The following is a 24163-nucleotide window of genomic DNA, read 5'->3' on the forward strand; positions in this document are numbered from 1 at the left end:
GACTTACGACAAATCAACGAGTTATGCCATGAATCTACGCAGCATGGGCGACCACAATCAGTGTCCCCGATAACCGCCGGATATTACCACAATCGCCGAGGCGCTCACATCCTTTGCAGGCGCTGAAAGCGAGCCGCACACGCATAACACGCCTGAGAAACGCTTACAGGCCCGTCCAGCCGCATTGCACAGAGGCGACCGGTCGGGCCTGTCGGCCTCAGTGAAGGTGTTTACGGCTCATCAATTGAGCCATGCGCGCGGTATCGGGACGTTCGACAATGCCCTTTTCGGTCACGATGGCGTCGATCAGGTCTGCCGGCGTCACATCGAATACCGGGTTGAAAGCCTCGACCTCGGCGCCGACCCGCTGGCCGCCCACTTCGAGCAATTCGCGGCCGTCGCGCTCTTCAATGATGATGTCGTCGCCACTGGCCATTTCCATGTCGATGGTCGAACTCGGCGCGACCACCATGAAGCGCACCCCGTGATGCATGGCGGCAACGGCGAGCTGATAGGTACCGATCTTGTTCGCCACGTCGCCGTTGGCCGTGATGCGGTCGGCGCCGACGATGACCCAGGTGATGCCCTTGGTGCGCATCAGGTGCGCGGCGGCGGAATCTGCGTTCAGCGTCACCGGGATGCCCTCGTTGGCCAGCTCCCATGCGGTAAGCCGCGAGCCCTGCAGCCAGGGCCGGGTTTCATCGGCGTAGACCCGTTCGATCATGCCTTCCAGATGCGCCGCACGAATCACGCCCAGCGCCGTGCCGAAGCCGCCCGTGGCCAGCGCCCCGGTATTGCAGTGGGTGAGCACCGTCTGCAGATTGCCCTGGTGCTTGCGGATCAGGTCAGCGCCCAGCTGCGCCATGGTCAGATTGGCCTCGCGGTCGCTCAGGTGAATCGCCACGGCTTCGGCCTCGAGGGCCGCCAGCGGGTCATCGCCGTCCTTCACGCGCATCAGACGATCACGCATCCGGTTCAGCGCCCAGAACAGGTTCACTGCAGTCGGGCGCGAATCGGCCAGCAACTGCATGTCCTCTTCCAGCGCCGGATACCAGTCTCCACCTTGCGCAATACGCGCACGTGCGCCCAGCACCGCACCATAGGCGGCACTGATGCCGATAGCTGGCGCCCCGCGCACGACCATCGTGCGAATCGCTTCGGCGACTCCCTCGGCGGTGGTATAGCGGTGCCAGACTTCCTCGAACGGCAGTACCCGCTGGTCCAGCAGGTACAGAGCGTCGTCCCGCCAATCGATGGCCTTAACCTTCTCCGCAGCCAACAGTCGATCGCGCATCGCCAACTCCATCTTGAACATCCGAAACCCAGCATCAAAAGCCGCTGATTATAGCGAGCCGCCTGCGAAGACGCTCGGGTATACTTCGTCATCAACGTAATAAACGATGGAAACCTTCTCATGCCGAACGCTACAGCACCGCTCGACCTTTTGCTCCTGCCCGCCTGGCTGGTGCCGGTCGAGCCCGCAGGCGTCGTGCTCAAGGACCACGGCATCGGCATCCGCGATGGCTGTATCGTCTATATCGGTCCACGCGCCGAAGCGCTGCGGCAAAACGCCGTGCAGGTGCAGGAACTGCCCGGCATGCTGCTCAGCCCCGGCCTGATCAACGCCCACGGCCATGCGGCGATGACGCTGTTTCGCGGGCTGGCCGACGACCTGCCACTGATGACCTGGCTGCAGGACCACATCTGGCCCGCCGAAGGCAAGTGGGTCGATGAAGACTTCGTGCGTGACGGTACAGACCTGGCCATCGCCGAGCAGCTCAAGGGCGGCATTACCTGTTTCTCCGACATGTATTTCTACCCCAAGGTGGCCGCCGAACGTGTCCACGCCAGCGGCATGCGCGCGCAGATCACCGTCCCGGTGCTGGATTTTCCGATTCCAGGTGCCCACACCACGGCTGAAGCCCTGCACAACGGCATCGAACTGTTCAACGACCTCGCTCATCATCCACGCATCAAGATCGCCTTTGGCCCGCATGCGCCCTACACCGTGGGCGACGAAAACCTGGAGAAGGTCCGGGTGATCGCCGACGAGCTGGACGCCATGATCCAGATGCACGTCCACGAGACCGCATTTGAAGTCGAGCAGGCTGTCGAACAGCGCCAGGAACGCCCCCTCGCCCGCCTCAACCGGCTGGGTATGCTCGGGCCGCGCTTCCAGGCCGTGCACATGACGCAGATCAACGACGACGATCTGGCCCTGCTGGTGGAAAGCAATACCAACGTCATTCATTGCCCCGAATCCAATCTCAAGCTGGCCAGCGGTTTCTGCCCGGTCGAACGATTGTGGCAGGCCGGTGTGAACGTTGCGGTAGGCACCGACGGTGCCGCCAGCAACAATGACCTGGACCTGCTCGGCGAAACCCGCACCGCCGCCTTGCTGGCCAAGGCTGTTGCCGGCTCGGCCACGGCGCTGGACGCACACCGCGCGCTGCGCATGGCGACGCTGAACGGCGCTCGCGCCCTGGGTATTCAGGCCGAGACCGGCTCGCTGGAGATCGGCAAGGCGGCGGACATGGTCGCGTTCGACCTGTCGGGTCTGGCCCAGCAACCGATCTACGACCCGGTATCGCAGCTTATATATGCCACTGGCCGCGATTGCGTGAGCCATGTCTGGGTGGCCGGCAAGCAATTGCTCGACGCTCGCCGGCTGACTCGCATGGATGAACCCGCACTGCGCGACACCGCGATTGCGTGGGGCCAGCGTATTTCCGGTAAAGCCGAATAATTCGATTCGAACCGAACACATGCCAGTCAGGCTTATCTATAAGCCTGACTGATGAAAAAGAATTTTGAGTTCAAGAGGGACACCCATGAGCAACGTCGACCGCGCAGAAATCGCTAAATTCGAGGCCCTGGCCCATCGCTGGTGGGACCGCGAAAGCGAATTCAAGCCGCTGCATGACATCAACCCGCTGCGCGTCAACTGGATCGACGAGCGTGTCGGCCTGGCAGGCAAGAAGGTGCTCGACGTCGGCTGCGGCGGCGGCATTCTCAGCGAGGCGATGGCCCTGCGCGGCGCAACGGTGACCGGCATCGACATGGGCGAAGCGCCGCTGGCCGTCGCACAACTGCATCAGCTCGAATCGGGTGTCAGCGTCGAGTATCGGCAGATCACCGCCGAGGACATGGCCGAAGAAATGCCCGAGCAGTACGATGTGGTGACCTGCCTGGAAATGCTCGAGCACGTGCCGGACCCCTCCTCGGTGATCCGCGCCTGCTACCGCATGGTCAAGCCAGGCGGCCAGGTGTTCTTCTCGACCATCAACCGCAACCCGAAAGCGTACCTGTTCGCCGTGGTCGGCGCCGAATACGTCCTCAATCTGCTGCCGCGCGGCACCCACGACTTCAAGAAATTCATCCGCCCTTCCGAGTTGGGCGCCTGGAGCCGTGACGCCGGTCTGCAAGTCAAGGACGTTATTGGCCTGACCTACAATCCGCTGACCAAGCATTACAAGCTGACCTCCGACGTCGGCGTCAACTACATGATCCAGACCCTGCGGGAGGCATGACAGATGCGCCTGAGAGCGGTTTTATTCGACATGGACGGCACCCTGCTCGACACCGCACCGGACTTCATCGCCATTGCCCAGGCAATGCTTGCCGACCGCAACCTGCCTGCGGTACCGGACAAACTGATCCGTGACGAAGTTTCCGGCGGTGCCAGAGCCATGGTGGCGGCCACCTTTGCAATGTCCCCTGAAGATCCACAATTCGAGGCATTGCGCCTGGAGTTTCTGAAGCGCTATCAGCGTGACTGCGCCGTTCACAGCAAACTGTTCGACGGCATGGACGAACTGCTGACCGACATCGAGAAGGCGGGTCTGATCTGGGGCGTGGTCACCAACAAGCCGGTGCGATTCGCCCAGCCCATCATGGAGCGGCTCGGCCTGGCGGAACGCTCGGCGCTGCTGATCTGCCCTGACCATGTCACGCACAGCAAGCCACACCCGGAGCCGATGATTCTGGCCTGCCGGATGCTTGACCTCGACCCGGCCAGCGTTCTGTTCGTAGGCGACGACCTGCGCGACATCGAGTCCGGACGCGACGCCGGCACAAAAACCGCCGCCGTGCGCTACGGCTATATTCACCCCGACGACAACCCCGATCATTGGGGTGCCGACGTGGTGGTCGATCATCCGCTGGAATTGCGCAAAGTGCTGGATAACGCACTGTGCAGCTGCTGAACGAGGCTTTACATGTTTGATTACTCCGCGCACCCGGAACTCCTCGAGGGCCGGGTCATTCTGGTCACTGGCGCCGCTCGCGGCATCGGTGCCGCAGCCGCCAAAACCTACGCAGCGCATGGCGCCACTGTCCTGCTGCTGGGCAGGACCGAGGCCAGCCTGGCTCAGGTCCATGACGAGATAAAGGCAGCAGGTCACCTGCAGCCACTGGTCATACCCTTCGATCTGGAAAGCGCCGACCCAGCGCAGTATCACGACTTGGCGACCACGATCGAGCGCACGGTCGGCCATCTGGACGGACTGCTGCACAACGCCTCGATCATCGGACCGCGCACTTCAGTGGAACACCTGCCAGGCGAAGACTTCATGCAGGTCATGCACGTCAACGTCAATGCTACCTTCATGCTCACCCAGGCACTGCTGCCCCTGCTGCAGCGTTCGACGGATGCATCGATAGCCTTCACCTCCAGCAGCGTGGGCCGCAAGGGACGCGCACAGTGGGGAGCTTACGGGGTGTCGAAGTTTGCCACCGAAGGCTTGATGCAAACCCTCGCTGACGAGCTGGAAGGCGTCAGTACGGTCCGCGCCAACAGCATCAACCCCGGCGCAACCCGCACCGGCATGCGCGCACAGGCCTACCCGGATGAAAATCCGCAGAATAATCCGACGCCAGAAGCTATCATGCCGGTGTATCTGTACCTGATGGGACCGGACAGCAAAGGCATCAACGGACAGGCGTTGAATGCCCAGTGAAGGGAGAAGGCCGTTGTGACGGAAAACCGTCAAAAAGGCTGTTTCGAGCGGCTTTCCAAGTCAAGGAATTGCCGATCCGGCGCCACTGTCAGAGAGATGGCGTCAGCTAAACCACTGATTTTAATAAGTCTGGCCAAAAATGAACCGAATGGCACCACGTCCCCTCTAACCCAGCCAAGCCAGCAATATGTGCTGAGGAGCGAAGAGATGAATTTTCCTACCCAGACCCATGCAATCGACTTCGATACGGCTGAACTGCAACGCCTCGGTTTTAGAAATCGACCTGACGCAGTACTTCCACCCCCGTCACTGCCCGAGCTGGTCTATCAGCTTGGGCGACAACTGCAGACCAGTCTGGAAGCCGAGCGGATACTGACCCTGTTTTTTCAGGGCGTACAACGCTTCCTGCCATTGAGCGGCTTGATGTATCGGCATATCGAGAGCGACTTGCATCTGCGTCTGGGCGAGATGTCATCCGACAGCGCCAGTTTTCATCTGCGTCATGAAGGCAAGTGCATCGGCGAACTGGAGTTTCAGGGCGCCAGGCCATTCGACACCCGACAACTGAGCGACCTTGAGTCGCTGCTGGTCTGCCTGGTGTACCCGCTGCTGAATGCGCTGCTTTACCGCATTGCCACACAGACTGCCCTGCGTGACCCACTGACCAGCACCGGCAACCGCATCGCCATGGATCAGGGCCTGGCCCGTGAAATCGAGATTTCACGTCGCCACAAACAGCCCCTGTCCTTGCTGATGCTGGATATCGACCACTTCAAGAAAGTGAATGATGAGTACGGTCATCACACCGGCGACGATGTGCTAAAGACCGTCGCGCAGAGCCTGAAGGCGCAACTGCGCAATATTGATCGGGTATTCCGCTATGGCGGTGAAGAGTTCGTGGTGATTCTGTCCAACACTGGCGCAGAGTCCGCTGAACTGATTGGTCAGCGGCTGTGCCAGGCCGTGCGAAACCTCGAGTTTCGCGAGCTCAGCCCGGCCTTGACCATGACCGTCAGCCTGGGTTGCTCGACACTGCTGCCGACTGAAACAGCCGACAGCCTGCTGCGCCGTGCCGATAATGCCCTGTACGTCGCCAAACGCGAAGGCCGCAATCGTATCGCCATGGCCAGCTAGCACTCTTCCTGCCTTCTCGCCCGCCCCTACGCTTCCAGCGCGGCAACACGTCCTCGCGGCTTGACCCTGTCCAGCTGCATGCAACGCTCAAGAAACAGGTACATGTAGTCGTAGCTTTTGGTAACGGCCTGACGCAGCTCGGCCTGCAATTGCACACTCGGCTTGTTACCCACCAACGTACAAATGATCTCGAGCGCCTCCCAAGGGTGCGCATCGTCATACTGTGCATGCATCTTGAGCCACTTCATGGCTTTCTTGCGGGTCTCTTCAGGAAACGCTTCGGCGTATACACCGCTGGAGCAGACCACGGCCGACCATTCGCCGGTCGCCCCTTCAATGGCATAGTTGGTAGCCGCCATCGCCACGGCCAGCGAATCCGACGAGCTGGTCTGCCAGCACCAATGGCTCAGCGCATGCAACTCGGGCGCTACCCGCTGATCATGCAAGTCCTCAAGCGTCACGCCATGGGCCGCACACCAGTTGACCCAGTAGTCGGCGTGATTGAGTTCGACGCGGATATTGCGCATCAGCCAGCGGCGCGCCATGTCTTCACCAGGGTGACGACCGAAGCGGGTCTTGGTGAGGTTCTTGGCCATGTACACCGCGAATTGCTCGACCACTGGCCAGCCGCCGATCAGGTAGTGGCGCATGATCTGCGGACTCAACTTCGCGTCACGCATCTGCTGGTACAACTCGTGCTCGACCACGCGTGCTTTTGCAGCGCTGCAATCCTTGATCAACTGCTGCGCCCAGGCCGGATAACTGCTGGCTTCCATGAGCGGACCGGTTCTATCGAAAGCGTCGATCACTGGGTATCTCCTTATGAGGGTTTCAACTGATTAACGTAGCGTTCCTGGCGCGCCGAACATCAGGGGGTCAGGCCGTACGGGCTGAATATAAAGACTCTCGCAAGTGAACAATTCAGGGCGGGAAATCAGATAGCCCTGTGCAAAATCCACGCCCATTTCCTGCAATGCAGATTCGATCTGCGGCGTTTCAACGTACTCTGCAATGGTGCGTTTGCCCATGACATGGCCGATGTTATTGATCACCTCGACCATCGCCTTGTTGATCGGGTTGTCGAGCATGTCCTTTACAAAACTGCCATCAATCTTCAGGAAATCCACCGGCAGGTGCTTGAGATAGGCAAAAGACGACATACCCGAGCAGAAATCATCAAGGGAAAACTGACACCCCAATCCCTTCAACTCGTTGATGAATCTGATCGCACTTTGCAGGTCGGCAATCGCACTGGTCTCGGTGATCTCGAAGCAGATCATCCCGGGCGACACGGCAAACGTGCTGAATTGCTGTTTCAGATATTCGAGGAACGTATCATCACCGATACTCGATCCAGACAAATTTATAGCACATAGTGCCTGCGGTACCTGATGCCGATCATCACTCTGGCACTGGGCTATGACTTTGAACACATTGTGTACCACCCAGCGATCCAGCGTGGTCATGAGTCCGTAGCGCTCGGCGGCCGGAATGAAATTGTCCGGTACGACCATTCGCCCAGACTCATCGCGCAGACGCAAGAGGATTTCAATGTGCCTCACCTCGCCCACTTCGCCCTTTATCGACGCGATTTCCTGCGCGTAAAGACAAAAGCGATTCTCGTCCATTGCCATGTGCAGCCGCTGTATCCAGGCCATTTCGCCGAAACGCATCGACAGCGTGAGATCATCCACACTGTAGGCCTGAACCCGATTGCGCCCCCTTTCCTTGGCCATATAACAGGCCATGTCAGCGGCAGACAATGACCCCTCCAGAGAAGCAGGCGTGTCGCCGAGGTGCACCAGGCCAATACTGACGGTAGTCATGAATGGCCGACCTTTCCACATGAAATGCAGATGCTGCACCACCTCGCGCAACGCCTCGGCAATATCCAGCGCTGTTTCGGCGGGACAATCAACCAGCAAAACACCGAACTCGTCACCTCCCAGCCGGGCCAGCGTATCCCCGTCACGCAAGCCCTGCGGCAAGGCCCGGCACAGCTGACGCAGCAGTTCATCACCCGCCGCATGGCCACCGGTATCATTGACCAGCTTGAACTGATCCAGATCGAGAAACATCAGGCAGTGGCTGCGGCCCTGACCGCAGTCTTCGTCGAGCACTCGCTGCAAGCGGCGTTCGAATTCACTGCGGTTGACCAAGCCCGTCAGCGGATCATGGGCAGCCTGCCACGACAGATCGGCGATGTATTGCTGCTCCTGGGTCATGTCATGCAACACCAGCACCGCACCACTGATCACGCCTTCGGTGTAGATCGGCGTGCCGACCAGCGCGACCGGCACCGTGCTGCCATCAAGCCGCTGGATCAGCTTGCTGTTGGCGCTGCCGCCCTTGAGCTTGCCGGTGATGATCTGCTCGACCAGCGTTGACTGGTCCTTCTGATCGTTTTCATCCAGCAGATTGAACAGCGCAGCCAGCGGAAGCCCGCTGGCCTGAGTGCTTTTCCAGTGGGTAAGACCCTCGGCGGCGGGGTTCATGTAGACGATGGCGCCGGCCACATCGATAGTGATCACGCCGTCGCCGATGGACTCCAGCGTGATCTGCGCGCGCTCCTTTTCGAGTTGCAGGGCATCGGCAAACACACGTCGCTGGACGATCAGACGACGCACACGCAGCAGCGCCAGAAGAATCAATACCACAGCGGTGACCAGGTTGACCGCTATCAACAGGTTGAGAATCAGTCTGGAGCCTTCGCCCAGCGCATCACTGAACGCTCGCGCAGCAGGCGTTACGCCTTCATTGATGACATTGATCTGCTCGCGCCATTGATCGACTTCGGCGGCGCTCACAGCGCCCTGCCCAACCCGCTCATGGATGCGCCGGGCCAGTTCGTCGAGCTGCATGAGGTAGCCGTCACCCACTTCCCAGAAATGAATGACCTGCTTCATGAAACTGAAGTTGTGGAAATTCAGGTACATCCAGATGATGCCGTTTACGTCATCCGGGTGATTGCCGCCCTGAATGATTCCACTTCTGGCCTCGGCCAGGGACGGATTGGGCTGATCGAGAGCCTTGCGCAGCGCATGGCCGCCCTGGGGGACGGAAAAGGCTTTTTGATACTTGAGGTAGTCACGCTCATCATGCCGGTTGGCGTACAGGCTCAAGTAGTGGATGGCGTCCTTCTGCCCCTTGGACCAGAGACTCTCCCCCGCCACATAGCTGCGCACGGCAGACATGGTGTAGAGACTGACGCATCCCAGCAACGCCTGAAACAGCGCGACGGCAATGAAAGGCCATACGATGCCCAACAGACGGGGCTTGGAGAAGATCCATGGTTGCTTCATGGGTTTCACGTCACCACATGCCTGAATAAACGTCTAGCGCAGAGACTAGGCTAAATTCGCCCATGATGGCAGGTGATTCTCCCGCAATCGAGCCAACCTGTGCGCTGATAGAGGCTTCGCGCATCAGATTTGTTGCAAATGTCCGTACAGTTTGGCGTACAGACCTCCATCGGCAATCAACTGCTGATGGTCACCATCTTCCACAATACGCCCGCCATCGAACACCAGTACCCGGTCGGCCTGCTTCACGGCCGAGAGGCGGTGGGCAATGATCAGCGTCGTGCGACTGCGCAGAAAACGTGCGAGCGCCTGATGCAGGTTGTATTCGGTGGCAGCGTCCAGCGCCGAGGTGGCCTCATCGAGGATCACTACTTTGGGGTCGGACAGCACCATGCGCGCGATAGCCATGCGCTGGCGCTGGCCACCCGACATTCTGACCCCGGAGCGTCCGACCACGCTGTCCAGACCTTGTGGCAGATCGCGGATCGCAGAATCGAGTTGCGCAACTTCCAGCGCACGCCAGCAGGCTTCATCGCTGCAGTCGCGGCCCATGGTCAGGTTGGCGCGCACGGTGTCATTGAACAGCGCCGGATGCTGCAGTACCACGGCGACGTTCTCGCGCACGGTTTCCAGGCCGATATCCTGCTGGCTGACACCGCCAAAACGGATCACCCCGGTGCGCGCTGTATAGAGCCCCAGCAGCAACTGCACCAACGTGCTCTTGCCGCCACCACTGGCACCGACAATGGCGACCTTTTCTCCCGGCGCGATGTTCAGGTTCAACTGGTCCAGGACCAGGTCTTCGCCATAACCGAAAGTCAGGCCACGCACTTCGACCCCGACGGTTTCCTTACCCTCGAACGGATCAGTACCGCCGGCATATTGCGGCTCGTCGGCGCGCGCCAGTAACTCATTGACGCGTGTCAGGGCAGCGCCTGCCGCATAGTAGGCGTATTGCAGGTTCAGCAATTGCTCGACTGGCGTCATCATGAACCACAGGTAGCTGAACACCGCGAGCATCTGCCCGATGGACAGGTCCGAGAACAGCACGGTAAGCATTGCTGCGGCGCGGAAGATATCGATACCGAACTGGAACAGCAGCCCGCTGGCACGGCCCGAGGCGTCGCTTTTCCATTGTGAATTGATCGCGTAATCACGCACTTCCTGCGCACGTACGCCCAGGCGTCCCAGAAAGAAGCCTTGTCTGTTACCCGCCCGAACTTCCTGAATCGCATCCAGCGTCTCGCTCAGTGCCTGGGTGAACCGCGACGTACTGTCGTTCTCCAGCTTCTTGAGGTGCTTGACACGCTTGCCCAGTTTCACCGTGAGCAGGATGACCAGCGGGTTGAACAGCATGATCAGCAGCGCCAGCTTCCAGTGCATCCACATCAGAATGCCTGCAGTGCCTGCCAGCGTCAGCGTGGCCACCAGAAGACGACTGAGGGTTTCACCGACGAACTTGTCCAGCGTATCCAGATCGGTGACCAGGTGTGTGGTCACCGTGCCACTGCCCAGGCTTTCGTATTCACGCAGGGAAATACGCTTGAGCCGTTCGATCAGCCGCAGCCGGATACGATAGACGATGTCCTTGGCCAGCCCGGCGAACAGCCGCGCCTGCAGCACGTTGAACACCAGCGCCCCGACCCGCAGCACCAGTGTCAACGACAGCATCAGACCAATGTAGCCCGCCGCCTTTTGCCAGTTGCCAGGCAGCAAGTGATCCATGACCTTGAGCGCAGCATCGCCACGGCCCAGCAACACCTCGTCGACCAGCAACGGCAGCAGCAACGGGATAGGCACGCTGCACAGCGTGGCCAGCACTGCGACACCATTGGCCAGCCACAGGGCTTTTTTATGCCGCAGGGCGAGACGACGGATCTCGGCCCAGCTCAGCGCATCGCTGCGCGTGGTGTGCGACTGTCGGGCAGCCTCAGGCACTTCATCATGCACTGGCTGCACGCTCCAGCCATCGACCCAGCAAGGGCGAAAGGCTGCTCAGTGGCTGATAACCGTTGGTCAGCAGCGCCAACTGACCGTTGCGCTCGGCCAGCAGGGTGGGGAAGCCGGCGATGCCCAGATCCTGTGCCCAGGCGAAATCGGCGGCGGTGGCCGCCTGCCGCTGCGGACTTTCGAACTCATCGGCAAATGCCTGACGCGACAGCCCTGTCTGCTCGGCGAGTTCGGCCAGCAATGACGGACGCGTCACGTCCCGGGCCTCGCTGTAGAAAGCACGCTGAATGAGCCCGACCAGTGCCCAGGCGCGGTCAGGGTCCAGCTGCCTCGCTGCAGTGACGGCCAGACAAGCGGGTGTGGTGTCATAGACAAACCCTTCCGGCAGCGCACCTTCACGAAGAAACGGCTGGCCGGTGGCCTCTTCGACCGCCTGCCAGTGCTCAAGAATGTAACGACGCTTGGCCGGCTCCAGCGCAGCACCTTCGGAGCGCAGACCGCCCATGACCAGATGCAGCGGCACACCCGCCGCCCGAGCCTGTTGCACCAACGCGTCGGCAACCGGGGCGAAGCCCCAGCACCAGGAGCACATCGGGTCCATGACATAGATCAGGCGGGCAGACATGGCTCAGGCCTCGGAGGGTAAACGATAGTTGCGACCGATCGGATGAGGCTGGTTACGTGCCTTGGCCAGTTCGATCTGCTTTTGCCGGTCGATGGCGCTACGTCGCGTCTTCTCGCTCAGCGAATCCCAGCAATGCGGGCAACTGACGCCAGGCGAGTAATGCTCGCTGGCGCGGTCCTCGGCACTGATGGGCGTGCGACACGCGTGGCACTGATCATAATCGCCTTCGGTCAGGTCATGACGCACCGTGACCCGATTGTCGAACACGAAACACTCGCCGCGCCAGTGACTTTCCTGCTCGGGGACCTCTTCCAGGTACTTGAGAATGCCGCCCTTGAGGTGATAGACCTCTTCGAAGCCTTCGCCAAGCATGTAACTCGAGGCTTTTTCGCAACGGATGCCGCCGGTACAGAACATAGCGACCTTCTTGTGTACTGCCGGGTCGAAATGCGCCTTGATGTATTCCGGGAACTCTCGAAACGACGTGGTCTTCGGATCGATGGCGCCCTCAAAGGTGCCGATCGAGACTTCGTAATCGTTGCGAGTATCGATCAGCAGCACTTCGGGATCGCTGATCAGGTCGTTCCAGTCCTTGGGCTCGACGTAAGTACCGACGCTCTTGTTCGGGTCGACGCCTTCGACACCAAGGGTCACGATCTCTTTCTTGAGTTTGACCTTGGTGCGATAGAACGGCTGCTCGTCGCAGTAGGATTCCTTGTGATCGATGTCGATCAGACGCGGGTCGTTCTTCAACCACGCCATCAAACCATCGATGCCTTCGCGGCTGCCGGACACGGTGCCGTTGATGCCCTCGTCGGCGATCAACAACGTGCCCTTGATGCCATTGTCGACCATCGCCTGCAACAGCGGCTCGCGCAGCTGCACGTAATCGCTGAGGGTGACGAACTTGTACAGCGCGGCCACGACGATCGGCTGAGTCATCGGCTCTTGAGTCATGTATCTCTCCAGTGGCGACCCTCGCAAAGGGCCTACCGGGTAAAAAATTGCGGACCAAAAAAACGCACCGGCCAGGCGGCGCGGTGCGGATTCTAGCAAAAACCGGAGTACAGCAGACAGCTCGGCGGGGCAATCGCCCCCGGCAAAGGGGCCGGATCAGTAAAAAGCCCTGATCAGTGCCCGCCGGCGCAGGTCGGCGAAGCGGGCGCTGCACCGACCTTCGACCATTCTTCAGGCGTGTAAGTGTGCAACGCCAGCGCATGAAACTCGCCCATGAGCGGGCCCAGCGTGGCGTAGACCTTCTGATGCCGCTTGACCGAGTTCAAGCCATGAAACTGATCACTGACCAGAACAGCCTTGTAATGGGTCTGCTGGCCACGACTGTGCATATGACTCTCGTCGAGCACTTGCAGATGATGCGGTTGCAGCAGCGCAAGCGCCGACTCGATTCGTTGTTGCATGGTCATGATGGAAATCGCCTGTCAGGGCTTTTTGGCCGGAGCCGGAGCAGCTGCCTTGGCAGGTTCCAGTTCGGCAGTCATGTCAGCCAGCAGCTTGTTGACGACCGGAACAGCGCTTTCCAGCTTGCTCTGGGTCAGCTGGGCCGACTGCTGAGCCAGCTCAGGCATCTTGGTCATCACTTTCTTGCCCAGTGGCGACTGGTAGAACGCAACCAGATCCTTCAGCTCGCTTTCGGTGAAGTTGGCGGTGTACAGCTTGACCATCTCGGGCTTGAGCTTGTTCCAGCCAATGGCTTGGTCCAGAGCGGTGTTGGCCTTGGCCTGATAGGTTTCAAGCAGGGCTTTTTTCGATGCAGGTGCCTTGGTTTCAGCAAAACGCTGAGCGAACATCTGCTGAACCTGAGCGTAGACCGGAGCGCCCAGGCGATCGGCGTTGGCAAGCTTCAGGAACGTTTCGGCGCTCGCGTTGTGACTGGCGGTGTCGGCGAAGACCTGGCCGCTGGCACAGACCAGGGCTACCGCGGTACAAATGGCACGAAGACGGGTCATCGAGTTTCCTTATCTAGCAAACGAGGCATTACCCCAGGGCCGACCATTCTGCGCTTATCTGGGCTTTTGGCTCAACCCCCGGTTCACCCAGCGGTTAAAAAGCATTGCGCGGGAACCCTGTGGGCATATGGACACCTAACCCTGCAACGCACTTAAAGGAGTAAGACCAGTGAGCCGCACCGAAACCGATAGCATTGGCCCGATCGAAGTCCCCGAAGATGCCTACTGGGGCGCGCAGACCCAACGCTCACTGATCAATTTTGCGATTGGCGACCAGCGAATGCCGTTGCCCGTCCTGCACGCGCTGACCCTGATCAAGAAAGCCGCAGCACGTGTCAACGATCGAAATGGCGACTTGCCTGCCGACATCGCCCGCCTGATCGAACAGGCCGCCGATGAAGTGCTCGATGGTCAGCATGACGCGCAATTTCCGCTGGTGGTCTGGCAGACCGGCAGTGGCACGCAAAGCAACATGAACGTCAACGAGGTGATCGCAGGCCGCGCCAACGAACTGGCTGGCCAGGGTCGTGGCGGCAAGTCGCCGGTCCACCCCAACGATCATGTCAATCGCTCGCAAAGCTCCAATGACTGCTTCCCGACGGCCATGCACATCGCCACAGCTCAGGCGGTCAAGGCGCAGCTGCTGCCCGCCATCGCCGAATTGTCCAGCGGGCTGGCCGAACAGGCCGCGCGGCACATGAAGCTGGTCAAGACCGGGCGCACGCACATGATGGACGCAACGCCGATCACCTTCGGCCAGGAGCTGTCCGGGTTTGTCGCGCAACTCGATTACGCGGAAAAAGCCATTCGCGCCGCCCTGCCCGCCGTTTACGAGCTGGCTCAGGGCGGGACAGCAGTCGGCACCGGACTCAATGCGCCCAAGGGCTTTGCCGAGGCCATTGCAGCAGAACTCGCCGCCCTCTCCGGTCTGCCGTTCGTCACGGCGCCCAACAAGTTCGCCGCGCTGGCCGGTCATGAGCCGCTCGCAGCGCTGTCCGGCGCACTGAAGACGCTGGCCGGTACGTTGATGAAGATTGCCAACGATCTGCGCCTGCTGGGCTCAGGCCCGCGTGCAGGGCTGGCAGAAGTCAGACTGCCCGCCAACGAGCCCGGCAGTTCGATCATGCCCGGCAAGGTCAACCCGACCCAGTGCGAGGCTTTGTCGATGCTGGCCTGCCAGGTCATGGGCAACGACGTGACCATCGGTTTCGCCGCCAGTCAGGGTCACCTGCAACTCAACGTGTACAAACCGGTGATCATTCATAACATTCTGCAGTCGATTCGCCTGCTGGCCGATGGCTGCAGCAATTTCAACGAGCACTGCATCGCGGGCATGGAGCCGGATGGCGAAAAAATGGCTGAACACCTGGAGCGCGGCCTGATGCTGGTCACCGCACTCAATCCGCATATCGGCTATGACAAGTCGGCGCAGATTGCCAAGAAAGCCTACACCGAGGGGCTGACCCTGCGCGAAGCGGCATTGGCCCTCGGCTACCTGACCGATGAAGAGTTCGACGCCTGGGTGCGGCCGGACAAAATGCTCGAGGCAGGCAGTAATGGCTGATGCCAGAAGCGGCGCAACGCCTCTGGAGGGCAATGGCAAACGAATCCTGATGGTCTACGGCACGCCGAAGACCATCAGTTTCTGCCACGCGCTGGGTGACGCGTATGCGCAGACGGCACGGGGCGAAGGGCATGTAGTGCGGGTTATCAAGCTCGGCGAACTGGACTTCGATCCGATTCTGCACAACGGCTACGATCAGACTCAGACACTTGAGCCCGACCTGCTCGAAGCCCAGCGCCAGATCCACTGGGCCGAGCATCTGGTCTTCGTCTATCCGGTCTGGTGGGGAGGTTTGCCGGCATTACTGACGGGCTTTTTCGACCGAGTGCTGACACCCGGTTTTGCGTTCAAGGTGCATGGTCGCAAGCATTCATCCAATGAGCTGCTCCGAGGCCGGACGGCGGAGCTGATGGTCGCCATGGACACGCCGCCACGCTACTTTCACTGGATATACGGCGCGCCGGCTCACCGGCAGATGGTGCGGGCCATACTCGGCTTTTGCGGGATAAAGACCAAACGTCTGACCGAATTTGCCCCGGTACACAGCGCCAGCGAACAGCAGCGTCAGGAGTGGATTATTCAGGCGCAGGGGCTGGGCAGACGCTGATCTGCCCCACCACCCGCAAGTCAGGCCTGCGCCAGCCGCGCCTTGCGGGCCCTTAGACCGGCGACCAGCGAGGGGCCAAGCGCCGTCAGCGCCGATCCGGCCACCACCAGCAGCGCACCGCCATAACCCAGCATGTTCAACTCTTCAGCCTGCACGTAATCCGGCCACAGCCAGGCGGCAACCGCCACGGCGGTCAGCGTGACCAAGGGCGTCAGCGCGAGCGTCGCACTGACCCGCGAGGCCTCCCAGTGCGCCAGCGCTTCAGCGAACGCACCGTAAGCCACCAGCGTATTCAGACAGCAGGCCAGCAGCAGCCAGCCCTGTAACGGGCTCAACAGCAACGCCTCAGCAGGGTGCGCCCACGGCGTGAGCAACAGGGCGCAAAACAGGTAGATCACCATCATCACCTGCAGCGAATTCCATACCGTCAGAAGCTGCTTCTGACTCAACCCGTAGAACGTCCAGATGGTCGAGGCCAGGAGCACCACCAGTACGCCCAGGGTGTAATCGCCCAACGAGGTGAAAAGCTCCACCAGCCGCTGATTGAAAAAGAACCCGAAGCCCACCAGCAGCACCGCCAGACCGATGCCCTGCCCCAGACTGAAACGCTCCTTGAACAGAAAGATGCTGCTGATCAACAGAAAAATCGGACCGACCTGAACCAGCAATTGCGTGGTACCCGGGCTCAGCAACCGCAAGCCAATGAGATAGAGCACATAGTTGCCGACCAGACCGAACACGGCCAGCCCGACCAGCACCCTGCCCTTGCGTCCCAGCACCTTGAAACTGGGCAGGCGTTTGACCGACGCCAGCCAGATGAACAACAGCGCCCCGGACACAGCCAGACGGAACCAGGTCACGGTCACCGGATCCATCACCTGCAGCACCTGCTTGAGCTTGATCGGCAAAATCCCCCACAGCAGCGCGGTCAACAGTGACAGACAGAGGCCATAGACCCAGCGACCAGACGAGATGTGCATTGCAACTTCCGCATGAGACAGAACAGAACCCCCATTCTAGGCGCTGATCGGCAAAGCAACAGTTACAGCTGGGTGCAGTTAACGGCGCAAATTGTGTTCCTTACCGCTGGCCGCCGTGATTGCGCTGGTAGGTCTCACTGCCCATGGCCTGAATCTGACCTTCGATCAACGCATCGAACGGCTTGAGCAACGCCTCGAACGAGGTGGGTGCTTCCAGCATCTGCAAGGTATGCGCGATGGCCTCAAGTGTCGACAAGGCCTCAGGGCCGGGCGCCTTGCGCAAGCGATAACGCGAAACAGGCACGTCGCCCGGCGTCACCCTTGGCAGCTCGGCGAGCAAGGGGTTGAGGTGCAGCAGTTTGCGCGCCTTGCGCCACGTGCCATCCGGCACGACCAGCAGCATGGGCAGTGAATCCTGCGCATAAGGCGTCAGCGCCTGCGCAGCCTCACCCGGAAACAGCAATCGAGGCTGATAGCCGGGCGGATTCAGAATCTGCTGCAGATCGTCGAACACTTCGCCCACCAACAACTGCGCATTGACCAGACCGAGCGCGGCCAGTCGGGCGGTGTTCAAGGCATGGCCGACTTCATCGGGATGCTGCAGGATCAACACTCGCGTGCGGCTGTCCAGCTGCGGAATCAGGGCGCACAGACAATGCGTGGCAGGACGCAGACAACGCTCACAACGGGCGCGGGACATGGATCAGTACTCGGTCAATCTCACAAGGTTAAAGGTGCTGCACAGCACAACGAATCAGCGTTGCCACCAACCGCCTGTCGAACAGCCCTGCATTTTAAACAAATCGGCACCATAACGGCGGGGCAATCCACAGCCGCAACGGCGATTTGAGCTAGCCTCATGGATCTGGGCTGGATAAATGAAGTACGCCTGTTGTATCTGACAAGATCCACATCAGGGGCTTTCATGAATCGCGAAGAGATCAGGCAAAAGGTATTCAACGCTCTAGGCATCATTCTAGTGGACAAGAGCGCGATTCAGGATGACGCCACGCTCGCCGATCTGGCCCTTGATGACGATGATATCGAGCTGTTTTTCCTCGAACTGAAGGAAGCCCTCGGCTTCACACTCACGGAAACCATCAGGACAGCGGTGATCGCCAGCCCCGGACAGTTTGCGTTGCACAGGATCATAGGACTGATTTTATTGCAGGAGACGGAAAAGGGCTCGATAGAGCCGAAGAACGAGCCCGGGCATCAGCATTAGCGCCGGCTCTTGTATCGGGACGCCCTGTGCGCCCCGACGAAACTCAACATGCGCACTACCCTGTGGCCAGGATCAGGCGAGAGGCTTACCGGCGTTGACGGCGACGATCGTCGTCGGCACGAACCGGAATGGGTTGCAGTTTTGGGCGTTCTATCAGACCCAGTGCAACGCCTACATCGTGGAGCCATTCTTGCAGTTTGCTATTCATAGAGCCCCCTTGAGGGAAATACTCGGCAGTCGATCCGTACTCATCACTCACTAGAGATCATAGAAGCAAATGAACTGTTAGCCGAGTGCAACGAGAAACAATTTTCCCGATGGAGCCAATGTGACATTTGTGCAGGATCGCTTCTAGTCTTTGCGACGGACGGCCTGTTACTGAACATTACGCCGACGATTCGAGCAGCTCAGTCCGGCGGGCTGATCAGGCCATCATTATCGGTCATCGCCCGCTCCAGTAAATCGGCGGGCAGACTCTTGCTGGCCCGCGCACCGAGCAGTTTGAGTTGTTCGCTGCGGCTGATCAGGTTACCGCGCCCTTCGGTGAGCTTGTTGCGCGCTGCCGAATAGGCCTTATCCAGCTGTTGCAGGCGGTTGCCTACCTCATCCAGATCCTGGATGAACAATACGAACTTGTCGTACAGCCAGCCTGCCCGCTCGGCGATCTCACGGGCGTTCTGGCTCTGACGCTCCTGCTTCCACAAGCTGTCAATCACCCGCAACGTGGCAAGCAAGGTCGTGGGACTGACAATCACGATGTTGCGATCGAAGGCCTCCTGAAACAGATTCGGCTCGGCCTGCAAGGCGGCAGAAAAAGCCGCTTCGATCGGCACGAAGAGCAGAACGAAATCCAGACTGTGCAGCCCTTCGAGACGCTTGTAATCCTTGCCTGACAAGCCTTTGACATGGTTACGCAGCGACAGTACGTGCTGCTTCAGCGCAGCCTGTCCAATCACCTCGTCATCGGCAGACACATATTGCTGGTAGGCCGTCAGGCTGACCTTGGCGTCGACCACCACCTGCTTGTCGCCCGGCAACATGATCAGCACGTCAGGCTGAAAGCGCTCACCGTCCGGCCCCTTGAGGCTGATTTGCGTCTGGTACTCACGGCCCTTTTCAAGCCCGGCATGCTCCAGCACGCGTTCCAGGATCAACTCGCCCCAGTTGCCCTGGGTCTTCTGCCCCTTCAAGGCGCGTGTCAGGTTGGTCGCCTCATCACTCAAACGCTGATTCAACTGCTGCAGACGTTCCAGCTCCTTGGCCAGGGAGAAGCGTTCGCGCGCTTCGTTCTGGTAACTTTCCTCGACACGCTTTTCGAACGACTGGATACGTTCCTTGAGCGGCGTGAGCAATTGGCCCAACTGCTGCTGGCTGGTCTCGGCGAAGCGCTGCTCGCGCTCATCGAAAATCTTGCCCGCCAGTTCGGCGAACTGCGCGCGCAGTTCATCCCGGGAATCCTGCAAATCGTTCAGGCGCTGCTGATGGCCATCCTGCTGTTCGCGCAACTCAGCGTTAAGCGCGGCACACTGCGCATCAAGACGGCGCAACTCCGCCTCTCTGGCGGCACGTTCATGATTCCAGTCCTGCGCCGTTTCGCGCGCGTTATCGCTTTCCTGGCGCAGCAACTCGACCTCGCGGCGCAATGCCGCAAGGTCAGCCTGCTTGGCCGCATTGGCCTGACTGAGGTCGCTGACCTCGTCACGGCACGCATCCAGCTGGGCATTGAGACCCTCCTGCGCCATTTGCGCCATGCTCAGACGCTCGTCGAGCAGGGCGCTCTCAGCCTGGCGAGCGGCCAGACGGCGCTGCAAATGCCAGAGCAGGCCCAGCAAGGGCAATGCTGCTGCGCCAAGCCCCAGTAACAGGCTGTTCAGGTCCAGTGCCATAAAGACTCCATGCGGGCTGAATAATAAGGGCCAGCGGCAGTTTGGGTAGAGCGTGATAGTGCAGCAGAAACATCGTCTCGGGTGAGACGGGATCAACAGGCGGGGGTAAATCGGGGGAACGGATTGTACGCGTTTTCAGCGCGGCACACAGCCCCTATTAGGGGGACATTTTGCGCGGGACAATCCACAGAAGCTGTGGATAACTCAGTGGACAACCCCCCTTTAACTTCCGCAAACGCAAGCAGCATGGGGCCTGCGCTCAAACTGACGATTTTTTCACCAGCTAAAAAAAACGATGTTTTTCATTGACTTAATAATTCACCATCATAAATCAAACCCTTAGCTTCGGTTGTGACAGTGATGTGGCAGCTTGTGCCGCTAATGTGCACAACTCATGAGCATGCCCCTTTTTCATCATTTCACGCGTCATGTAATGTTTGCTCAATTGCAACGTATTCTCAATGAATACAAGGCTTTCAGCAGGTTTTCAGGTGCTGGATCGACAGGGCTGACGACGCATTTCGAGCATTATTCGGGGCGATGAAAGCGACGCAGGCGACAAATTGCACAACCCGCGGTCCAAGCACTGGCAAAAATGCACCTCACCCTAATTCACCAACGATTCAGTGAAGGAATCCATGAAGGAGATCGCCAGGTTCTTCCTGCTGTTGTTGGCCGTCTGCCTCGTCGCCCTGGCAGTCAGTATCGTACTGCCACCCCCGGACGGCGGCGTGTTCGCCTACAGCGTGCTGCTGTCGGCGATTGCCCTGATGCTGATCATCTGCAGCGATCTGAGCAACGGGCGTATCAACGCGACAGGCGATATCATGCGCGCCATCGAAAGCCGCAGGTCACTACGGCTGACCGTAGCCGCCTACCTGCTGGGCTGCTCGATGGTTGCATCGGTTACTGTACTGATCTATCGACTGGTCGGGCACTGGTGAAGATTCATTCACTGCCACTTGCAATGTTTCGATGAGGCGGGTAATATCGCCGCCGTTAGTACCAAGCTGAAAATCAATTCCGGTCGACAAGTCCCCCGACAGACACTCCTCCATGCGACGAGAATGTTGGCAACAAGGGATCGACCACCTCGATGGTTTCCAGACATGAACCTCTCGCGCTGATGCACCATTTGGGGTGACAGTGCAGTTATGGCTCTCATGGTCTGCTTCAACCAGCCTGCAATTGATCAGGATCTTCACCCGGAGCGTAGAACCTTTGCTCCTGTTGTGTTGCCTGCCCTCCTAAGTACCTACCGGTCAGCCAGAGCGCCATACGATAAAGCGCGCTTCAACTGCCTGTCTTTGTTCCAGTCAGGTTCTCCGCCCAGCCAGGCTTTTGTATCAAATGTCGGCCCGCGTTTACTGGAATCTTTATTTTTGCACGGTATTGTTCCGTGTTGCTTCAGGAAACACCTTGAATATGAATACTCAGACTCAACATGCAATTCACACATTGACCAATGCTTTTGCCCCGATGAACTGCCTGATCATGGCCGCTCGCAAAGGCTGCTTCAGCTTCACCATCGTCAATGAACACGGCATCGCCCGCCACAGCGAACGCCTGTACCCCGATCAGTACGCCAGCGCCGAGCCGCTGCAGGCCGTGATCGAGCGTACCCGTCAGGCCCTCATCGCCTGACGAAAACGCTGCACCGCAAGCCGAAAGCCCCGCACTGCAAAGGCGGGGTTTTTTTATGCGCGCTTTGTATCGTCTGCATCACACAATGCCTGCAGCACTGGAACTTGCTCTAAATTGCAATTCCTACTCCCTTGATGGGATTGTCCTACAAGAATAGCTCTAAATCGGGCTCCTCAGCCTATAGCGCGCCGTCGAAAATGTTGGTAATTTTCGACCGGTGAACAACAAGGAGTTCTAATAATGAAAATAATGACAAAAGCACTGAACCGGACAACGCTTGGACTCGCACTGGGTCTGGCCTCTTCTCAACTGCTCGCTGCCGGCTTTGCCCTCAACGAACAAAGCATCAGCGGCATGGGCACCGGCTTTGCAGGTCGCTCCTCGTCAGCCGATGACGCAAGCACCGTATTCGGCAACCCTGCCGGTATGTCCCGCATCAAACGCGAACAAATCAGCGTCGGCGCAGCTGCCGTGATCGCCAAGACCGACATCGACAACGGTCGTGGCACATTTGGCGGCAGCAACGACGGCGATATGGTTCCGGTGGTCGGCGTACCCATGGGCTACTACGTCAAACCAATCGATGATCACTGGGCATTTGGTCTGGGCGTGTACGTACCGTTCGGCCTGGTCACTGATTACGAAAAAGGCTTCGCTGGCCGCTATTTTGGCGACAAGAGTCACGTCCAGGTCGTGACCTTCCAGCCGACCGTCAGCTATGCATTCAACGACAAGGTCTCCATCGGTTTCGGCCCGACGATCAACCGTATCGACGGCGAGCTGACCTCTGCGACCCTGAATACTAGCTCGCTTGGCCGTAACGACGGCAAGGTGAAGATCGAAGGCGATGACACCGCAGTCGGCTTCAATGCCGGCATTCTGGTCCAGGCTACCGACACCACCCGCCTGGGCCTGACTTACCACTCCAAGGTCGATTACAAGCTCAAGGGCAAGACCAAGATCGAAGGTTCGGGCTTTGGTCCGTTCGGCGGTCAGAAGTATGACGCTTCGCTGGACATCTCCACGCCTGAGTCCGTGGACTTCTCCATCACCCAGCAGATCGACGAGAACTGGACGGTCTACGCCGGCAGTACCTGGACTCGCTGGAGCCGCCTGCAAGACATCACCGTCAACAACGATGGCGTCCCTGCCCTGCTGGGCGGTTCCGCAGGCCCAATCGGCACCATCACCGAAGAACAGAACTGGCACGACACCTGGGCACACGCCATCGGTGCGTCGTATAAGGTCAATAAAGAGTGGACGCTGCGCACCGGCTTCTCCGTTGATCAGTCGCCGACCAACAACGTCAACCGCTCCCCACGCATCCCGACCGGCGATCGCAAGATCATCAGCTTCGGTGCAGGCTGGAGCCCGACCGACGACCTGACCATCGACGTGGCGTATTCGTACCTGCGTGAAGACGAAACCAAGATCCGCGACAGCAGCCCGTCTAAAGGCTCGTACAGCGCCGACTACCGTAACACTGCTCACGGCCTGGGCACTTCGGTTACCTATCGCTTCTGATAGCAACTGCCAGGCTGAAAAAAGCCCGCAACCAGTGATGGTTGCGGGCTTTTTATTGCGTACCTGGAGCGCTCAGACCTGCATTGATTGACTAGCGTGCCGATGCTCCACGTCGGCATGCAGTTCTGGACGCTCTGCGTCCTCTTTGTGGCACTCCGCGTCACACAAGGGTGGTCGATTCAAACAAGACTCAAACCGCCCTTTTTTGCCCCTAAGGCTTCGACGCAATCGCCTTCTCAATGGCTGCGATCAGCTCCGGATCATCCGGCTTGGTCATGCTGGAGAAGTTGGCGATGACCTTGCCCTGGCGATCAACCACGTATTTGTAAAAGTTCCAGCGCGGCGCACTGCTCTGCTCGGCCAGCACCTTGAACAAGTGGGTCGCATCATCACCGCGTACCGCCTGCGGCTCGGTCATGGTGAAGGTCACGCCATAGTTGACGTAGCAGACCTTGGCGGTCTCCTCACCATCCTTGGCTTCCTGTTTGAAATCATTGGACGGCACGCCCAACACCTCGAGCCCCTGCCCCTTGTAGCGCTGACTCAGCTCTTCAAGACCTTTGAACTGCGGAGCGAAGCCGCAGAAGCTGGCAGTATTGACCACCACCAGCGGCTTGCCGGCGAAGCGTTTGCACAGGTCGATGTTTTCCTTGGCGCGCAGCTTGGGCAATTCGCCTTGCAGCAATGGCGGGCAGTCGGCAGCCATCGCTGCACCGCTCACGGCCAGCAGCAAAAGAGGGATCGAAAGAAAGCGAATGTTCATCATGGCGGCCCTGAATATTGTTGTCGTCTGCCGA

At 59.4% G+C, this 24163-nt stretch carries 24 protein-coding genes; 11 read left to right on the forward strand and 13 right to left on the reverse strand.

Translation table 11 applies throughout. The features are described 5' to 3' along the window. Nucleotides 1-217: 217 nt before the first annotated feature. Nucleotides 218-1294 (reverse strand): S-methyl-5-thioribose-1-phosphate isomerase, encoded by a 1077-nt coding sequence (gene mtnA / locus PI739_RS11345; protein ID WP_003434400.1) that lies wholly within the window; start codon nucleotides 1292-1294, stop codon nucleotides 218-220. Between the two features lie 120 nt (nucleotides 1295-1414). On the opposite strand from mtnA, the gene PI739_RS11350 reads away from it, so the two are divergent. From PI739_RS11350 to PI739_RS11370, 5 genes are all read left to right on the forward strand, one after another. Continuing rightward, complete coding sequence (locus PI739_RS11350; protein ID WP_054080850.1) at nucleotides 1415-2746, forward strand: TRZ/ATZ family hydrolase; 1332 nt, start codon at nucleotides 1415-1417, stop codon at nucleotides 2744-2746. 85 nt (nucleotides 2747-2831) lie between these two features. After that, nucleotides 2832-3530 carry a bifunctional 2-polyprenyl-6-hydroxyphenol methylase/3-demethylubiquinol 3-O-methyltransferase UbiG gene (gene ubiG / locus PI739_RS11355; protein WP_003434397.1) on the forward strand — a complete coding sequence of 233 codons (699 nt, stop codon included), beginning with the start codon at nucleotides 2832-2834 and terminating at the stop codon, nucleotides 3528-3530. Nucleotides 3531-3533: 3 nt separating this feature from the next. Beyond that, on the forward strand, nucleotides 3534-4205 hold the full coding sequence (gene mupP, locus PI739_RS11360; protein ID WP_054080849.1) for an N-acetylmuramic acid 6-phosphate phosphatase MupP: 672 nt from the start codon (nucleotides 3534-3536) through the stop codon (nucleotides 4203-4205). 12 nt (nucleotides 4206-4217) lie between these two features. Continuing rightward, the gene (locus PI739_RS11365) at nucleotides 4218-4958 is read left to right on the forward strand and encodes a YciK family oxidoreductase (protein ID WP_054080848.1); all 741 of its coding nucleotides are present in this window, start codon (nucleotides 4218-4220) and stop codon (nucleotides 4956-4958) included. 207 nt (nucleotides 4959-5165) lie between these two features. After that, on the forward strand, nucleotides 5166-6092 hold the full coding sequence (locus PI739_RS11370; RefSeq protein WP_003369702.1) for a GGDEF domain-containing protein: 927 nt from the start codon (nucleotides 5166-5168) through the stop codon (nucleotides 6090-6092). Between the two features lie 26 nt (nucleotides 6093-6118). Here PI739_RS11370 and PI739_RS11375 read toward each other — a convergent pair whose 3' ends face one another. The 7 genes from PI739_RS11375 to PI739_RS11405 form a co-directional block, all read right to left on the reverse strand. Next, on the reverse strand, nucleotides 6119-6901 hold the full coding sequence (locus tag PI739_RS11375) for an iron-containing redox enzyme family protein (protein ID WP_003369700.1): 783 nt from the start codon (nucleotides 6899-6901) through the stop codon (nucleotides 6119-6121). Nucleotides 6902-6931: 30 nt separating this feature from the next. Further along, a complete protein-coding gene (locus tag PI739_RS11380) occupies nucleotides 6932-9394 on the reverse strand; it encodes an EAL domain-containing protein (RefSeq protein ID WP_003369698.1) in 2463 nt (820 codons plus the stop codon). A gap of 123 nt (nucleotides 9395-9517) precedes the next feature. Further along, nucleotides 9518-11344: an ABC transporter ATP-binding protein gene (locus PI739_RS11385; RefSeq protein WP_003369696.1), complete on the reverse strand. Its 1827-nt coding sequence runs from the start codon at nucleotides 11342-11344 to the stop codon at nucleotides 9518-9520. Further along, nucleotides 11337-11969 (reverse strand): DsbA family protein, encoded by a 633-nt coding sequence (locus PI739_RS11390; protein ID WP_058397278.1) that lies wholly within the window; start codon nucleotides 11967-11969, stop codon nucleotides 11337-11339. The genes PI739_RS11385 and PI739_RS11390 overlap by 8 nt, the downstream gene beginning before the upstream one ends. A gap of 3 nt (nucleotides 11970-11972) precedes the next feature. Beyond that, the gene (gene trhO / locus PI739_RS11395; protein ID WP_042930799.1) at nucleotides 11973-12911 is read right to left on the reverse strand and encodes an oxygen-dependent tRNA uridine(34) hydroxylase TrhO; all 939 of its coding nucleotides are present in this window, start codon (nucleotides 12909-12911) and stop codon (nucleotides 11973-11975) included. Nucleotides 12912-13099: 188 nt separating this feature from the next. Next, nucleotides 13100-13393: a BolA family protein gene (locus PI739_RS11400; protein ID WP_054080846.1), complete on the reverse strand. Its 294-nt coding sequence runs from the start codon at nucleotides 13391-13393 to the stop codon at nucleotides 13100-13102. 15 nt (nucleotides 13394-13408) lie between these two features. Then, a complete protein-coding gene (locus tag PI739_RS11405) occupies nucleotides 13409-13936 on the reverse strand; it encodes a DUF2059 domain-containing protein (RefSeq protein ID WP_003314637.1) in 528 nt (175 codons plus the stop codon). Between the two features lie 169 nt (nucleotides 13937-14105). On the opposite strand from PI739_RS11405, the gene PI739_RS11410 reads away from it, so the two are divergent. Beyond that, nucleotides 14106-15500, forward strand: a complete 1395-nt coding sequence (locus tag PI739_RS11410) for a class II fumarate hydratase (protein WP_003434389.1) — start codon at nucleotides 14106-14108, stop codon at nucleotides 15498-15500. Continuing rightward, nucleotides 15493-16107, forward strand: a complete 615-nt coding sequence (locus tag PI739_RS11415; RefSeq protein WP_054080845.1) for an NAD(P)H-dependent oxidoreductase — start codon at nucleotides 15493-15495, stop codon at nucleotides 16105-16107. Before PI739_RS11410 ends, PI739_RS11415 begins: the two co-directional genes overlap by 8 nt. A 20-nt stretch (nucleotides 16108-16127) precedes the next feature. On the opposite strand, the gene PI739_RS11420 is transcribed toward PI739_RS11415, so the two are convergent. Next, nucleotides 16128-17087, reverse strand: a complete 960-nt coding sequence (locus tag PI739_RS11420) for a DMT family transporter (RefSeq protein ID WP_003434388.1) — start codon at nucleotides 17085-17087, stop codon at nucleotides 16128-16130. 100 nt (nucleotides 17088-17187) lie between these two features. Next, nucleotides 17188-17787, reverse strand: coding sequence for a tRNA-uridine aminocarboxypropyltransferase (locus tag PI739_RS11425; protein ID WP_054080844.1), 600 nt, complete (start codon nucleotides 17785-17787; stop codon nucleotides 17188-17190). A gap of 225 nt (nucleotides 17788-18012) precedes the next feature. On the opposite strand from PI739_RS11425, the gene PI739_RS11430 reads away from it, so the two are divergent. Beyond that, on the forward strand, nucleotides 18013-18312 hold the full coding sequence (locus tag PI739_RS11430) for a hypothetical protein (RefSeq protein WP_003369678.1): 300 nt from the start codon (nucleotides 18013-18015) through the stop codon (nucleotides 18310-18312). Nucleotides 18313-18397: 85 nt separating this feature from the next. On the opposite strand, the gene PI739_RS11435 is transcribed toward PI739_RS11430, so the two are convergent. Both PI739_RS11435 and rmuC read right to left on the reverse strand, forming a co-directional pair. Next, nucleotides 18398-18520 (reverse strand): PA1414 family protein, encoded by a 123-nt coding sequence (locus PI739_RS11435; RefSeq protein WP_003418154.1) that lies wholly within the window; start codon nucleotides 18518-18520, stop codon nucleotides 18398-18400. A 199-nt stretch (nucleotides 18521-18719) separates the two neighbouring features. Further along, nucleotides 18720-20084, reverse strand: a complete 1365-nt coding sequence (gene rmuC / locus PI739_RS11440; protein ID WP_195843818.1) for a DNA recombination protein RmuC — start codon at nucleotides 20082-20084, stop codon at nucleotides 18720-18722. 752 nt (nucleotides 20085-20836) lie between these two features. On the opposite strand from rmuC, the gene PI739_RS11445 reads away from it, so the two are divergent. The 3 genes from PI739_RS11445 to PI739_RS11455 all read left to right on the forward strand — a co-directional run bounded on the left by PI739_RS11445 (nucleotide 20837) and on the right by PI739_RS11455 (nucleotide 23366). After that, on the forward strand, nucleotides 20837-21142 hold the full coding sequence (locus tag PI739_RS11445; RefSeq protein ID WP_003369674.1) for a hypothetical protein: 306 nt from the start codon (nucleotides 20837-20839) through the stop codon (nucleotides 21140-21142). Between the two features lie 481 nt (nucleotides 21143-21623). Then, complete coding sequence (locus PI739_RS11450) at nucleotides 21624-21842, forward strand: hypothetical protein (RefSeq protein WP_002554588.1); 219 nt, start codon at nucleotides 21624-21626, stop codon at nucleotides 21840-21842. Nucleotides 21843-22082: 240 nt separating this feature from the next. Further along, nucleotides 22083-23366, forward strand: coding sequence for an OmpP1/FadL family transporter (locus PI739_RS11455; RefSeq protein ID WP_074808934.1), 1284 nt, complete (start codon nucleotides 22083-22085; stop codon nucleotides 23364-23366). Between the two features lie 211 nt (nucleotides 23367-23577). Here the strand turns inward: PI739_RS11455 and PI739_RS11460 are convergent, their stop codons facing one another. Further along, nucleotides 23578-24129 carry a glutathione peroxidase gene (locus tag PI739_RS11460; protein ID WP_003369669.1) on the reverse strand — a complete coding sequence of 184 codons (552 nt, stop codon included), beginning with the start codon at nucleotides 24127-24129 and terminating at the stop codon, nucleotides 23578-23580. Nucleotides 24130-24163 lie beyond the last annotated feature (34 nt).

It is taken from the genome of Pseudomonas cerasi (assembly GCF_027983475.1).
In the GTDB taxonomy this organism is placed as follows: domain Bacteria; phylum Pseudomonadota; class Gammaproteobacteria; order Pseudomonadales; family Pseudomonadaceae; genus Aquipseudomonas; species Aquipseudomonas cerasi.

Bases quoted from the DNA above. Each gene is read 5' to 3' on its own strand.
- mtnA (WP_003434400.1), bottom strand. From the start codon at position 1,294: ATGCGCGATCGACTGTTGGCTGCGGAGAAGGTTAAGGCCATCGATTGG.
- PI739_RS11350 (WP_054080850.1), top strand. From the start codon at position 1,415: ATGCCGAACGCTACAGCACCGCTCGACCTTTTGCTCCTGCCCGCCTGG.
- ubiG (WP_003434397.1), top strand. From the start codon at position 2,832: ATGAGCAACGTCGACCGCGCAGAAATCGCTAAATTCGAGGCCCTGGCC.
- mupP (WP_054080849.1), top strand. From the start codon at position 3,534: ATGCGCCTGAGAGCGGTTTTATTCGACATGGACGGCACCCTGCTCGAC.
- PI739_RS11365 (WP_054080848.1), top strand. From the start codon at position 4,218: ATGTTTGATTACTCCGCGCACCCGGAACTCCTCGAGGGCCGGGTCATT.
- PI739_RS11370 (WP_003369702.1), top strand. From the start codon at position 5,166: ATGAATTTTCCTACCCAGACCCATGCAATCGACTTCGATACGGCTGAA.
- PI739_RS11380 (WP_003369698.1), bottom strand. From the start codon at position 9,394: ATGAAGCAACCATGGATCTTCTCCAAGCCCCGTCTGTTGGGCATCGTA.
- PI739_RS11390 (WP_058397278.1), bottom strand. From the start codon at position 11,969: ATGTCTGCCCGCCTGATCTATGTCATGGACCCGATGTGCTCCTGGTGC.
- trhO (WP_042930799.1), bottom strand. From the start codon at position 12,911: ATGACTCAGCCGATCGTCGTGGCCGCGCTGTACAAGTTCGTCACCCTC.
- PI739_RS11400 (WP_054080846.1), bottom strand. From the start codon at position 13,393: ATGACCATGCAACAACGAATCGAGTCGGCGCTTGCGCTGCTGCAACCG.
- PI739_RS11405 (WP_003314637.1), bottom strand. From the start codon at position 13,936: ATGACCCGTCTTCGTGCCATTTGTACCGCGGTAGCCCTGGTCTGTGCC.
- PI739_RS11415 (WP_054080845.1), top strand. From the start codon at position 15,493: ATGGCTGATGCCAGAAGCGGCGCAACGCCTCTGGAGGGCAATGGCAAA.
- PI739_RS11420 (WP_003434388.1), bottom strand. From the start codon at position 17,087: ATGCACATCTCGTCTGGTCGCTGGGTCTATGGCCTCTGTCTGTCACTG.
- PI739_RS11425 (WP_054080844.1), bottom strand. From the start codon at position 17,787: ATGTCCCGCGCCCGTTGTGAGCGTTGTCTGCGTCCTGCCACGCATTGT.
- PI739_RS11430 (WP_003369678.1), top strand. From the start codon at position 18,013: ATGAATCGCGAAGAGATCAGGCAAAAGGTATTCAACGCTCTAGGCATC.
- PI739_RS11435 (WP_003418154.1), bottom strand. From the start codon at position 18,520: ATGAATAGCAAACTGCAAGAATGGCTCCACGATGTAGGCGTTGCACTG.
- PI739_RS11445 (WP_003369674.1), top strand. From the start codon at position 20,837: ATGAAGGAGATCGCCAGGTTCTTCCTGCTGTTGTTGGCCGTCTGCCTC.
- PI739_RS11450 (WP_002554588.1), top strand. From the start codon at position 21,624: ATGAATACTCAGACTCAACATGCAATTCACACATTGACCAATGCTTTT.
- PI739_RS11455 (WP_074808934.1), top strand. From the start codon at position 22,083: ATGAAAATAATGACAAAAGCACTGAACCGGACAACGCTTGGACTCGCA.
- PI739_RS11460 (WP_003369669.1), bottom strand. From the start codon at position 24,129: ATGAACATTCGCTTTCTTTCGATCCCTCTTTTGCTGCTGGCCGTGAGC.